The organism is Nostoc sp. DedSLP04, from assembly GCF_034530775.1.
Lineage (GTDB): Bacteria > Cyanobacteriota > Cyanobacteriia > Cyanobacteriales > Nostocaceae > Nostoc.
This window is the reverse complement of sequence record NZ_JAVRCL010000001.1, coordinates 226,071-241,211: the sequence shown is the minus strand read 5'-3', so window position 1 is coordinate 241,211 and position 15,141 is coordinate 226,071. Positions and strand designations below refer to the sequence as shown.

The 15,141-nt window shown below is 42.4% G+C and carries 4 protein-coding genes and 1 pseudogene; all 5 read right to left on the bottom strand.

Translation table 11 applies throughout. From position 1 onward, the window contains the following. Positions 1-99: 99 nt before the first annotated feature. Positions 100-4,395 carry an amino acid adenylation domain-containing protein gene (locus tag RMX89_RS00775; RefSeq protein WP_322687581.1) on the bottom strand — a complete coding sequence of 1,432 codons (4,296 nt, stop codon included), beginning with the start codon at positions 4,393-4,395 and terminating at the stop codon, positions 100-102. Continuing rightward, a pseudogene (locus tag RMX89_RS00770) lies at positions 4,395-7,658 on the bottom strand (non-ribosomal peptide synthetase); the annotation flags it as partial. The pseudogene RMX89_RS00770 and the gene RMX89_RS00775, both read right to left, overlap by 1 nt. A gap of 66 nt (positions 7,659-7,724) precedes the next feature. Beyond that, on the bottom strand, positions 7,725-8,867 hold the full coding sequence (locus tag RMX89_RS00765) for an acyltransferase (RefSeq protein ID WP_322687579.1): 1,143 nt from the start codon (positions 8,865-8,867) through the stop codon (positions 7,725-7,727). A gap of 226 nt (positions 8,868-9,093) precedes the next feature. Next, entirely contained in the window at positions 9,094-10,104 is a 1,011-nt protein-coding gene (locus RMX89_RS00760) for a cupin-like domain-containing protein (RefSeq protein ID WP_322687578.1), read from the bottom strand. A gap of 87 nt (positions 10,105-10,191) precedes the next feature. Further along, a complete protein-coding gene (locus tag RMX89_RS00755) occupies positions 10,192-15,138 on the bottom strand; it encodes an aminotransferase class III-fold pyridoxal phosphate-dependent enzyme (protein ID WP_322687577.1) in 4,947 nt (1,648 codons plus the stop codon). Positions 15,139-15,141: the final 3 nt, after the last annotated feature.

The following is a 15,141-nucleotide window of genomic DNA, read 5'->3' as shown; positions in this document are numbered from 1 at the left end:
ACATATATAGTTAAAGTTATTCCCCACAAATAAAACAACCCCATCCCGGAAGCGAGATGAGGTTGAAAGTTATAACCATTTCTGCAAATTAGATGAATTTTAGATGTCTACAATAGCTCGATCTATACAAGCCCTCATCTTTTCAGCTAGAGTTCGGGCATGGGGTTCTCTAAAAATAGAGTCGTGGTTTCCTGGGACATTTTGAATATCCAAATCTCCTAAGACCATTTCACTCCAACCCATTTTGGGGTCAACCTCCCGTTTTTCCAATGCATTGCGCTCATCTGCTCGGAATACAGTGACTCGACCTGGATAAGCTTTTAGAACGTATTCTCTGGCTGCCTGTTTATTGGCCTCTTCGATTGTTAATTTCCGGTAGTTATAAGGTACAGTCCGCCAGATTCTTAAGGAAAATTTAAAGATAAATTTTCGGAACTTCTCTTGAAGTTTATACTTCAGCCAAGAACTTTTATTCCTTATTTGCTCAAGTACGTAATTAGTCCCAAGTTTTGTCAGGTTGTCCCAATGCTGAGAAACTCGCTTTTCTAATGGCGCTTGTTTAATATAATTTGGGCCAGTGGTATCAAATAAAGCTAACAAAGCTACTTTTTGACCTTGTTTTACGAGTTGTTGAGCCATTTCCCAAGCTACTAGCCCGCCAAAGGAAGAACCACCCAAAAAATAAGGGCCTTCAGGTTGAATAGTTTGTATCTCTTTGATGTAATGAGCCGCCATTTGTGCAAGCTTGGTAAAGGGAGCTTCTTTCCCATTTAATCCTCGTGCTTGTAGCGCATAAAATGGCTGATTTTCACCTAAATGAAGTGATAAATCTCGATAGTAGAGGACACTTAAACCAATTGCATGGATACAAAAGAGAGGAGGCTTAGAACCGTTGGGCTGCATTGGTACTAGTGATGACCAAGGCATCGATTTTTCTGAGTTGTTACTAGTATTACTCTCAACCTGATTATGGCTTTCCGGCAAAAACCCTTGCTGGCGAATAAAATTAGTTAATTGCTCAATAGTTGAAGATTGTAAAAGAATAGCTAAGGGCAGATTTAAACCAAATGTCTTTTCAATCTGAGAAAACAGGTGTACTGCAAGTAGGGAGTTTCCACCCAAATCAAAAAAGTTGTCTTTTATGCCAATAGGATGAATACCTAAAAGATTTTCCCAGATTTTAGTTAACTGAAGTTGTAATGGATCTTCTGCTGTGGCAAATATTTTTTCTATTTTAGAATTAGTTGGATTTAGCTTAGATAAGGCTTGGCGATCGACTTGCCCATTAGCATTCAATGGCAGAGAATCGACGATGAAAAAGCCAGAAGGCAACAAATGTTCAGGTAACTTTTGCTGGAGAAAACTCCGCAGTTGCTCACTTCCAAAAGTCTCTCCTTGTTTGGGGACAACATAAGCAACTAAAATTTTATCCCCAAGAACATCTTCTTTAGCAATCACTACAGTTTTTTGTACACCTGGATATTGACCCAAAATTGTTTCAATTTCAGCCAACTCAATGCGAAAGCCGCGAATTTTTACCTGATTGTCTAAGCGGCCTAAAAACTCAATATTGCCGTCACTTAAGTAGCGTCCTAAATCACCAGTTCTGTAAAGGTATGCTCCAGATTCGCTGCTAAAGGGATTGGGGATAAATTTCTCAGATGTTAATTCGGGACGCTTAAAGTAGCCTTGGGTAACACCGATACTGCTGATATAGATTTCACCAGTTACACCAATAGGGAGGAGTTGCGATCGCCGATCGAGGATGTAGATTTGGGTATTGGCGATCGCTTTTCCTATGGGAATTTCTGACCGAGTGTTACTGGCTTCAGTTGCAGTTTCTGGATCGTAAACCGTGGCAGTTAAAGTTGTTTCTAGCGATCCATAAGCATTCAGCCAGCGTACTTGCTTGCCAACTTTTTCTACCCAAGTTAGATAAGCTTGCCGTGAGACTTTTTCACCACCAACTATGACTAAGCGCAAGTTGGCTGGTAAGCTTTGGGGAGACACAGATAGCTCCTTGACTAACTCATACCAAAAAGACGTGGCTAGATTAACAACAGTAATTTGTTGTTGAGCAATGAATGGGAAAAACTGCGTCGTCGATTGCATCTCCTGAGATTGGAGAATTGCAGTAGCACCAGTAATCCAAGTGGGAAAGAGTGATTCAATGAAAGTATCGCAACTGATATTAGGTATGAGTAGTAGGCGATCGCTCTGGGTCAACTCGCAAGTTTCGCTAATTGCCAAGCTGTGGCTGACAAGATTATCGTGGGTAATAGCTATACCGTTGGGTTTTCCATTGGAGCCGGACACATACATTACACACGCGAGAGTCCGATCTGTGCCATAACTTTCTGGATTTTCAGTCACGTGTACGGCAATAACTTCCCAATCACTATCCAAACAGATAGCTTGTGCCTGATGCTTAGAGAACTTCTCAACTAATGAGCTTTGGGTTAACACCAAAGATATTTGGGCATCTTCTAAAATGACAGCCAGACCATCTTGCCCAGATGTCGGAGCGATGGGTACGTAAGTTCCACCGACTTTCAAAATACCCAACAGCCCCACAATCATCTCCAGGGAAGGCTCTAGATAAAGACCGATGAGTACCCCCGATTCTACCCCTAAAGTTTGCAAATAGTAGGCTAGTTGATTTGCCCGCTGGTTAAGTTCTTGATAAGTTAATTGCTGATTTTTAAAACTGACTGCAATATTATTTGGAGTTCTTTTAGCTTGAGTTTCAAACCACTGATGTATACAAGTATGCTGGGGATAATCAACTTGTTTGCTATTCCACTCAACTAACAATTGATGTTGTTCGGGTGCTGTCAACAGGGGTAATTCAGCAATCGGGCGATCGGGATTAGCAACAATACCTTCGAGTAAAGTTTTGAAGTGTCCCAACATCCGCTCTATGGTACTGGCATCAAACATCTCGGCATTGTAATCAAATACCATGCCTAGACCATTATCCTGTTCCCGCAAGACCAACGTCAGATCGTATTTGGTTTTGCCATGATAGATGTAGCCAAATAAAGAAGTGATAGTCAAATCAGGTAGTTGCACTGATGCCATGCCACGACCATTCGACCAAGGAGGATTGAGGGAAAATTTTACCTGGAACAGGGGTGAAGTATTGCGACTTCGCTGTTCTGGTTTAAGTTCTTCAATTAGCTTTTCAAAGGGTAGGTCTTGATGGGTATAAGCTTCTAAACAATCCTTACGCACTCGGTCTAATAATTCTCGGAAAGTTGGGTTTCCTGCAAAGTTACTCCGCAGTACAAGAGTATTAGAAAAAAATCCAATCAGCCCCTCGGTTTCAACTTGTCCTCGACCTGCACTTGCAAAGTTAATTAGTAGGTCTTCTTGTCCAGAATAACGGTAGAGCAATAGCTCGAATGCTGCCAGTAGAGTCATGAACAGGGTGACACCCCATTTTTGACTCATGTCTGTTAGGGCATGGTTCAGCGCCTTTGATAGCAGGAGAGCCGCGCGATCGCCTCGATAGGTTTGCACTCCTTGAGGACGGGGGCGATCGTAAGGTAACTCAACGATCGGTAAATTGCCTTCTAGCTTTTGCTTCCAGTAGTTTACCTGTGACTCTAAAACCTCTCCTTGGAGCCATTGATATTGCCAATTGGTAAAGTCAGCATACTGTACTGGTAAAGGAGTTAAAGGAGAAACCTGACCTGCTGATAATGCTTTATAGATGGTAATGAGGTCTTGATAGAACAGATCGGATGAAGCACCATCACAAACTATGCAGTGCATATTCCAAATTAGCAGATGTTCGCGATCGCTTAATCGCAGCAGTAACACCCGCAAAATTGGCCCATTGCCTAAATCAAAAGGTTGATGAGCTTCTTTAGTTGCCAGTAGATGAGCTTCCGCTTCTCGTTGTTCATCTGGTACTTGCCGCAAGTCAATTATTGGCAATGTCAAGGAAACATCGGTGGCGATGACTTGAGTGGGCTTGCCATTCACTGCTGGAAAAGTTGTCCGCAGAACTTCATGGCGACGGACGACTTCTCTTAAACTTTCCTCTAAGACAGCAACATTAAGGTTCCCCGTAAAACGCACGACAACTGGCATATTATTTGAGGAACTATCAGGTTCAAACTGATGGAGGAACCATATCCGTTGCTGACCAAAGGAAAGCGGCAAGTTGCCATTCCGTTCACAAGCGACAATTGGGGGAATTTGTGAACTGGCGGCTGTGTTAATTTGTCGGAGAAAGTTGATGATTTCGGCTTTTTGAGTTTTTAACTCGGTTAGCAATTCTGGTGTGAGACTATCTTTGGCGGCCCGATAGCATAAGCGTTCGCCCTCTAGCCAAAGTTTGACATCGCGCTGACGTAGCTCAGATAGTAGTTCATCTAATGTTTTCATAGCTCGCCTTCCTCGTAATCATCAGCTGTTTCACTCTCAGCAGCTTGAACACCTTGGGCTGCCCACCGCAGAGTCTCCACTCGTTCAGCCAAATCTGCTACCGTTGGTAATTCAAATAAATTGGACATCAAAATTTCTGCTTGCAACGCTTGGCGCATTCGAGAAATCACTTGAATTCCTAGTAGAGAATATCCACCTAATTCAAAAAAGTTGTCGTTAATCCCAACCTGCTTGACATTAAGAACTTGTGCCCAGATATCTGCAATCTGCTGTTCAATGGGAGTGCGAGGCGCTACATAATTTGCCTCCAGTTCCGGGCGGGAAGCATCAGGCTGTGGCAATGCCTTGCGATCGACTTTGCCATTGGGGGTTAACGGCATTGCTTCTAGTGCCATAAAGATTGTTGGCACCATAAAGTCAGGAAGTTGTTGTTTCAAGAATCGACGCAATTGCGAAATCACTTCTAAGCTATCTTGACCAGTTTCGGCAACAATATAACCGACTAAACTAGTCTCATTAGGAATGTCTTCTCGAACAATTACAACAGCTTCTTTTACGCTTGGATGTTGCAGGAGTGCGGTTTCAATTTCACCCAATTCTATGCGGAAGCCACGCAATTTTACCTGATAGTCGATACGACCCAAGTATTCAATATGTCCATCTGGTAAATAGCGAGCTAAATCCCCAGTTTTGTATAAGCGCGATTCAGGGTTTGGGCTGAAGGGATTAGAAATAAATCTTTCAGCAGTCAGTTCGGGGCGATTTAGATATCCCCTTGCTAGTCCTTCGCCACCAATATACAACTCACCTGATATACCAATGGGAACGGGTTGTAAATGGGAGTCTAAGATGTAGATTTGCGTATTAGCTAGAGGGCGACCAATGCCTATTGGTTTATTTGCCGTTGTCACCTTGTAGCCTGTTGACCAAATCGTTGTTTCTGTTGGCCCGTACAGGTTCCACAGACAAGCTCCCTTCGGTAATAATTGATTGGCGAGGTCTTTAGGCAAGGCTTCACCTGTGGAAATCATCTGGAGTTGAGGACTACCTTCCCATCCGGCTGCTAGTAATAGCCGCCAAGTAACTGGTGTCGGTTGCATAAAGGTTGCCCCGGAAGTGGTTAGGGCTTTTAACAGTTGAGTACCATCAGCCGCAACTTCACGGCTTACCAATACCAACTTCGCACCTACAGACAGGGGTAGAAAAATTTCTGAAACGGCAATATCAAAGGATAGGCTAGTAACAGAGAGGAGAGTATCCTCAGCAGTTAAACCGGGTTCTTTAGCGATCGCCTGAAGGAGATTAACAGCACTTTGATGTTGAATTTGAACGCCTTTCGGTTGACCTGTCGAGCCAGATGTATAGATGACGTAGGCTAAGTTATTGGAAGTGACGTTATGTGTTGGGTTATCTAACCCGTAATCTATGGATTGCCAGTTGCTATCAAGGCAAACAATCTTTGCTTGATGATTGGGTAGCCCCGACTTTAGCTTCTCTTGCGTTAGTAGCACTGACACCTGAGCATCTTGCAGCATGAAAGCTAAACGTTCTTGAGGATAAGCATAATCTAATGGTACGTATGCTCCCCCGGCTTTGAGAATGCCTAAAACTCCTATAACCATTTCCAAGCTGCGCTCGACACACAGACCAACCAGAACTTCTGATCCGACTCCTAAGCTTTGGAGGTAATGCGCTAGCTGATTGGCTCGCTGATTCAGTTCGCGGTAGCTAATTTGTTCATTTTCAAAAACTACAGCGATCGCATCTGGAGTCTTTTTCACTTGAGTTTCAAACAGCTGGTGAATGCAGATATCTTGAGGATAAGCTGTTTGAGTATTGTTCCATGTTGCTAATAACTGTTGCTCAACTGCTGGCAAAATTGGCAATTTAGCAATAATTTGATTAGGGTTAGCAACTATACCCAATAACAAAGTTTCAAACTCTGCCATCCGGCGGCGGATAGTATCAGCGTCAAATAAATTAGTGTTGTACTGGCATTCCAGAATAAGTTCACCATGCGATTCCGTAGCATTGATAAACAGTTCAAAATTCTCGAATGCGCGGGGATTGGAGAAAAATTCTACCTCTAAATCGATAAAGGGAAGTCGAGCGCTGTCTAAGGCTTGATCGACATTAAATATAATTGGTACTAAAGGAATGCGGCTGGAATCCCGTGGCAATACTAATTTTTTGACCAGACTGCCAAAGGTAAATTGTTGATGGTCATAAGCATCTAAAACAGCCGAACGCCGCGTTTGCAAGTAGTTGCTGAACGATTTTTCGCCATTAATCTGGCTACGCAAGGGTAATAAATTTACACAGTGACCTACGAGATTATATTGCCCTAAAGCAGCTTGTCCGGCGGCTGGAATACCTACAACTAAATCGTTTTGTCCTGTTAGACGGTGCAGCCAGACCTCGAATCCTCCCAGGATTGTAGTCATAAAGCTACAACCGAGTTTTGTTCCTAGTTGTTTCAGGTTGGCAACTAGTTCGGGACTTAAATGCCAATCTTCGCGGGCGGCGTTAAAGGTTCTGAGTGGGGAACGGGGGCGATCGCTAGGGAAATCCAGTACAGGTACAGAGTCAGCGAATTGTTGTAACCAGTATTGTTCTGTGGCGATCGCTTCTGGACTATCCGCCTCTTCTTCCTGCAAAATCGCATATTCACTTAAGTAGTCTGGTTCTTCTAATTCAGGAACAATACCCTGTTGCAAGCCAGAATAAAATTTACCCAAATCTGGCATCAGCACAGCCCAAGACCAACCATCACAAATAATATGATGGGCTGTCAAAATAGCTAGATGCTCCTGCGGCTGCAATTTGACAATTTTTGCCCGAAAGAGAGGCCCATGTTCCAAATCAAAAGGTTGCTCTACCTCTTGTCGCAAGATACTAGCTAATTTTTCCTGTTTTTCCTGTGCTTCTAGGTTAGACAGTTCAATAATAGGGATTTCAATTTGCCGAGAAGCAACAATGCAGAGTGTATTGCCATCGGTACTAAAAGTTGTCCGTAGTGCTTCATGACGTTGCACTAACTTTTCCACCGCAGATTGGAAAAGTTTGACATCAAGGTTGCCTTTGAGTCGCAGAGATTGAGACTCATTATAAGCACAATTAGCAGCATCGCCCATTTGCACAGAAGCCCAAATTTCTTTTTGTGATTCTGTGGCAGGGGCAGTTAGAAGTAATTCTCCATCTGCAAATGGATCAAAATCAACGGCAGTTAATGTCGATTGGTAATCTACAGGTGATAAGGTCATAAAACTCTATTATTTTCTCAGTTTATTGAATGTGGATAAATCTCAATCTTTTTTAAATTACTGACTTTAAATACATTGTTTAGTCAAGATTGTAGACTTTAAATAATTACGTGCTGGGACTTCTACAAATCTATATGTCAATGATGCAGCCAATAAGACAATCATAAGAAATACTCCTAAAGATGTCAACGATTGATATTCTGTGAATTCTTTGCCAAAGACATCGTGAAATTTATAAAACCAGAAAAGTTTTAATAATTCCTGAACAAACCAATGAACCATATAAGTTGAGTAAGAAATAGTCCCAATATATATCATTAACTGTGAATTGAGAAACTTCGATATAACACTTTTATTGTTGATAGATACAGATAAAATCAGTAGAGAAAAAGCTGGTAAAATTAGCCAATCATGAATGTTACGAAAATTATGCCAGTAGTAATGCATAATCAAAATTATCCAAGTTATAGCTATAATTGCCAGGAAATTAAGATTAAAATGCTTTTTATAATTACCTCTATGATAAATTTTGTAAGTTATAATACCAAGGATGCATTCTAGCCCACATCTAGCTATTGAAGGTATGCCAATAATAGTATCTAAATTTCCACGGGTAAAGGTGATTAGTAGTAATATGCAAAAGAGAGTGGAACTATAAATTATCAAATCAGTTTTGAATTTATTTTTTAATAAAATTAATAATAAAATTGGAAATATGCAGTAAATAAAAAACTCTACACTTATTGACCAAGCTGGCTCATTCCAATAAGTATTACACCATAATAAAGGTGGGCACTTTATATCAAATGCTTGGAGAAGAAAAATATTGGAAAAAAGAGCCGTTAAGTTAAATTTACCAGTAAAAGCAGAAGTGTTTAGGAAAAATAATTTTACAACCTCTAATCCAACAAATAGAAAAATAATAAATATATGCAGAGGATAAATTCTCGCAAAACGCGAGAATAAATATGAACGATAGTTCTTTAAACTGACTTTTAAACAAAAAGTTTCTGCATAAACGTGGGTCATGATAAAACCACTCAAAATAAAGAAAAAGTCAACCCATAAATATCCATTTTTAAAAAAATTAGTATAGGCTGACAAAGTTGAACCTGTTTTCGGTAAACCGTAGTAAGAAAAATGGTGTATAACAATAACCAAGGCTGCAATACCACGTAAAGAAGTGAGCGATTTGATGTGTTTATACATTGAGATTTTTGGTTTTAGTTTCTATCTATAGCAATTCTATTTAAATTGTAAATTCTTTTTTCAAAACTAGACGCTTAGTTGATTTATTTCGGCTACATAGAGGATGTAAAAAGCGCTGATATGGTATAAAAATGAGATACGCAAAGCATCTAAAAGAGAAGATTTCACAAATTATTTAGAATTGCTATAAAACCCCAATTCAGTATTCAGGCTAATTAATAATTAGTCATTTGAGAAAATTAGATTTTTCCCCAATCTTTTTGATAAATTGCTTTAACTTTCCCTCAATAGATTTTAGTTTTAATACACCAGAGCGTAGGATCATAAATTTACTTTTCGGTTGGCGATCGGATAGAAGACCGAGAGCAAAAATTTTGAGCCGATCTTTCAAAGCAGATTGATCTGGTGGAGTGGGTTTTAATCCCAGTCTACGTAAGTAGCTGTTGACTTGATATATTCTGGCTTTGAGATCGTAAGGTCGCAGATAAAAGAGGATACTCAAAGCTACAGAGACATTATTACCATTTTTAGCCCAATGGGGTGCCAATATCGGATGATGGAGTCCCTTGCCTGGTTGCAAGTGGTAAACTCTTGCTTTACTCTGATTCTCCTCTTTATAATTTGCTACGTTCAGGTCGCCTACATAAAATTTTTCAATTTCCTCTTCGCTCAGTACAGAACGATCGCTTTGATTGAAGAGGCTCATATCTTTCTTGCCCTGAATTTGAAACAGGAAATTCAACTCACTATCGATATGATAAGGTGTAATAGAATTTGGGGAACCAATAAAGATGTAAGCACCTAGCCATGTCATCTGCTGCCGAAGGGGTTTACCTGTAAGAGTTTCGAGTTCAGTTATAATCTGGTTGACCAAGGCAGCATATTCTGGATCTACTTGAACATCTTCAAGCATGACCCAAGAATCCGATTCTTCAATATGTGCGATCGCCTCGTTAATTTGCTTGATTCCAGGTCGCTGATTCCACTTTTGCTCAACAGGAACTTTGCTGATATAAGACTGGATTTTATTTGTTCTACCCTGACTGAGCATGGTATTTGCAAGCTCAACTAAGCGGGGGATCTCAAATAAAGGATGTCCTGCAAGGTTGTGCGAAAACATGAAGTGAGAAGAGTTGAAGTTTTCCCGGAAGTTTGAAACATCAGTTTCAATGATTTGTTCGGGAATTTTCAGATCGGACTTAATAGAACTCGGTTCAAGTAGATTATCAACTGACATACAAAACCTGGATGGATGAGTATTTACTATTTGCAAAAATTACTGACGCTTACTACACTTTCTACACACTTGATTTTTTAAAGCACTTCAGAAAACACTTGCGACTTGTAAATATTTCCCAGGACGCTCGGTATCGGGGATATACCAAGCGGGGTTTCCTTGGGGATCTCGTCCTAATTTGGCATCAGGTTGCGGAGGACGATTACGTAAACTGTTATTGGTTTCGCGGTTTGTTACTTCTATAGGCGGTGCAGACAAGAAGCCAGCAGACTGCATTTCGGCAATACTTTCTTTAAAGGCTGCCATTACGAAAGCCAGATCGGCTTCGGAATGTGCTGTTGTCAAGAAGCAAGGACGGTGATCCCAAGTATGCACTCCCTTATCCCGCAGCAAGTAAAACAGTAAATCTCCGTAGGGAAACTCTGGTAAAGACTTCACCATGAACAAGGAGCCGAAATTATAAGCTGTAAATGGAGCCTGAACTTGCTGGAAATAGCCCATGAGTTCCGCTACAAACTTATCGGTTCTAGCATTGAGATTTTGCTGCAAGCTGGGGCCACTCTGTTTTAAATGTTGAAGTACTGCTTTGGCGGCTGCTAGTGCTAAAGGATGGCGAACAAAAGTACCCGCAAAGTAAGTCACACCTACCTCTGGAACAGAGTCATCGCCAAACTGCCAAAACCCTCCATCCAAAGCATCCATATATTGTGATTTACCAGCAATGACTCCAATTGGTAGCCCACCACCCACAATCTTACCGTAGGTTGCTATGTCCGCCTTGATACCGAAATGCGCTTGAGCGCCACCTGGATGAATTCTAAATCCGGTAACGATTTCATCAAAAATCAGGGCAATACCAGCTTCTTGTGTGAAATCACGCAATTGCTGGAGGAATTCTTTAGGCTGGTATTCAGGGCGACGACTTTGCACAGATTCAACCATTACTGCTGCTAACTCATCAGCCCGACTTCTGAGGATTTCTAGAGACTCAGGCGAATCATAGTCCACCACCAAAATGTTCTCTACCATTTCGGGTGGGATACCAGGAGCAGCAGGAATTGACCGGAGTTTTTTTATACCCCGAACAATTACTTCATCCAAAATACCGTGATAAGCTCCAGAAAATATAGCGATTAAGTTACGTCCTGTAATGGTGCGTGCCATCCGCATCGCTCCCAGAACCGCTTCCGAACCAGTGTTGCAAAAGGCTGCTCGGTCAAAGTTGGTCAACTCACACATCAGCTTTGCCACTTCTCCAACTAAGGGAGTTTGCGGCCCAATTTCCATACCGAGTTTGAGTTGTGCTTCAATTGCTTCGGTAATGAAAGGTGGCGACCAACCAAACAAATTCAAGCCAAAGCCATTGCTTAAATCGACATATTCATTACCATCAACATCCCAAAGTTTAGAACCTGAAGAACGAGACGCCACGATGGGGTAAACCATCTCTTTCATCATCGGGTTAAACCCGGAAACAGTTCTGGGATCTGCTAAGTAAGGGCGATGAGTTTGAGTATATTCTTTTGATTTTTGAGTCCGTTTTGTATATCTTTGGATAATTTTGTCTAGATGAGTGCGTTGTTGGGCTGTCAGAGTTTTAGTTTGGGTCTTTTCAATTCGAGCAGCCGCACCAAATGTCTTTTTCGTACCATTTGACTCTGTTTCTACTGATGCTGATTCTTTGCTGGTTGGGGTGATAGATACAGCGTTTTGTGGCTTGACACCATTATTTTGAGATGTCGCCGCAGGTACAACTGGGACTGTTAAAGATTGACTGCTATTACCCAATAGCGCCAATTGCTGGCTCATAATTTGTAGCTGCTGATTAATCACACTTTCTAGGACGTTACTAGATGCAGCAGGTTGTAGGGAAATCTTAGGTGCAAATCCATTTGATCCATTTGTATGAACTTCATGCACTACCAAAGTGGGTGATGTGGTTGCAGGCGGAGGTTCTGGCAATGGGGCTTCTGGAATTGGGTCTGTAACGGTTTCTATTAATCCTAGTGCAGATAAAGTTTCGGGAGACAAGGCTTGATTGATCGAGTCAGCCAACGTTACTAAGTTCGGGCAAATTTCTAGTAACTGCCTAAGTGTCACCTTGACTTTAAATTTTTTCTTCAAAGCTAACCCGACTTGCGTTAGAGATAAGGAATCTAATCCCATTTCTAAAAATGTTGTCGAGTCGTCAACACTAGCAATTTCCAATCCTGATGTCTCTTCGATAACTTCTTTGAGCAGAGGAATAAGCTTTTGCTGAGGGTATGTTGTCATAGTTTGGGTCTTTTCTAATAACTGGGGATTTAAAAGTTTGGAAGTTGTTGCGCGATTGGGATGAGGTGGAGGATCAATCCAGAAGCGTTGGCGTTCAAAGGGATAGGTAGGCAGAGGAATTCGTTGTCGCGTTTCCCTTTGATAAAAGTTGCTCCAGTCAATAGATACTCCTGCTAGCCACAGTTGTCCTACTGCCTTGAGTAATGCCGTCCATTCGGCTTCGTTCTCAGCGTTATCACCCAGAGAAGGAATCGCTATCTGTTGTTTAATATCTTTTGCTTGTTGGCGGGCTAAGGTCGTAGTTGTGATTCGCGGCCCTATCTCTAACAGTAGGCGTTCTGGCTGCTGCCATAAGGTTTGTACGCCCTCCGCAAATCGCACAGTCTGACGCAGATGTGTAGCCCAATACATCGGATCGGTTGCTTGCTGGGCTGTAATCCAGTCGGCGGTAACTGTGGATACAAAGGGAATTTGGGGTGGCGACAATTTAACTTTCCCAACTACCTCAGCAAAGGGGGCAATGATGCTATCCATCATTGGGGAGTGGAAAGCGTGGGAAGTGTGTAAATGGCGACAGACAATTTCTTCGCTTTCTAGTTGTTTTTGCAGAGCCGCGATCGCCTCTGTGGGCCCAGAAACTACACACAGGGAAGGGCCGTTAATTGCAGCGATCGCTAATTCTGCACTCAATCGCGGCTCTACCTCTTTAGCTGGTAGGCGGACTGAGAGCATAGCCCCTTCGGGTAATTCCCACATTAAGCTACCGCGAGTTGCAACCAACATCAGCGCATCTTCTAAACTGAATACACCCGCAATACAGGCGGCGACAAATTCGCCAATACTGTGACCAATCATGGCTTGGGGCTTGACTCCCCAACTTTGCCACAGTTGCGCTAAAGCGTATTCAATGACAAATAACGCTGGTTGGGTAAAGCAAGTTTGCCGTAAGGAGATAGCCGCAGTTTCGCGTAGGCGTAGCCCGCCGTAGGCATCGCTCGGTGCAGGATAGATGATTTCTCGTAAATCCCTGCCCAACAAAGGTTTAAGGATTTCAGCACATTCATCTACTGCTTCCTGAAATACAGGTTCGCAGTTGTAGAGATTCAGTCCCATGTTCACATATTGCGATCCTTGTCCGGGGAACATGAAAACAACGGCTGGATTGCGGATTTCTGTATGACGGGTGTTTACTTGATTTGGATCTAAAGATTGTAGGGCTGCGATCGCATCTGTTATATCGTGACAAACTATACTGCGTCGGTAGTTAAAAGCTTTGCGCCCTCGCTGTAGGGTATAAGCTACATCAGCTAAGTTAATTTCGGCATTATACTGTAAATGCTGCTGTAAATTTGCGGTTGCAGCGTCTAAAGCGTGACTAGTTTTTGCCGAGAGTAACAATAACTGCTGTGGGCGAGAAAATGCTGAACTTTGGGTTTGTGGCGCTTCTTCCAGCACAATATGAGCATTAGTCCCGCCGACACCAAAAGAACTCACACCTGCTCGTCGCGGAGTTTCACCCTCCGACCATTCAGCTAGTTTGGTATTTACATAGAAGGGGCTGTTGGCAAAGTCAATCTTGGGATTGGGAGCCTCAAAATTTAAACTAGGTGGAATCTTTTTATAATGCAGGGCGAGAGCAGTTTTAATTAACCCTGCTACTCCGGCCGCCGCAACTAAATGTCCGACATTGCTTTTAAGAGAGCCGATCGCACAAAATTGTTTAGCATCTGTATGTACCCGAAATGCTTGCGTCAGCGCTTCAATTTCAATCGGGTCGCCTAAAGGTGTAGCTGTACCGTGAGCTTCAATATAAGAGATGGTTTCTGGATGGAAGTTGGCATAAGCTTGCGCCATTGCAATCGCCTCTGCTTGTCCGTCTACGCTGGGAGCGGTAAAGCTCACCTTATCAGCGCCGTCATTATTGATACCAGAACCTCGAATTACGGCATAGATGCGATCGCCATCATTGAGTGCATCTTCTAAACGCTTGAGGACAACTACTCCTGCGCCATTGTTGAACATTGTGCCCTGAGCGCTGGCATCAAAGGGACGACAATGCCCATCTCCAGAGAGCATACTGCCTTCTTGTGCCACATAACCGCTGTTTTGGGGTGTAGTCATAGATACACCACCAGACAAAGCCAAATCGCACTGATAGCTGGTTAAGGCTTGACAAGCCTGAATGACTGCTACCAAAGAAGTGGAACAGGCTGTATTGACGCTGACGGCTGGGCCTTTAAGGTTGAGTTTGTAAGCCGCACGGGTTGTCAAAAAGTCTTTTTCATTGGCTAGCATCGTCTGGAACTCACCGATGCGATCGACAATTTCCATACGGCCAGCAATATGGTTAGCAAAATAAGTATTTTGACCACAACCAGCGTATAAACCAATCAAACCCTCAAAAGACTCTGATTCATAACCAGCATTTTCTAGGGCTTCATAAACCAACTCTAGGAATACTCTAGCCTGTGGGTCCATAACCACAGCTTCAAGTGGATTAATGCCAAAGAAAGCGGCATCAAAGGTTTCTCCCCCAGGAATTATCCCTCTAGCTTTTACATAGCTAGGATCTTTGCAAAGGTTCGGATCGATACTAGGATCTAGCTCCTCATCTTCAAAGAAAGTCGTTGATTCTAATCCCTCACACAGATTGCGCCAAAATTCATCGACATTTCCAGCGCCAGGAAATCTTCCTACCATGCCAATAATGGCAACACCATCACTAGAATCTTGATTATCGGATGCTTGCATATTTACCATTGC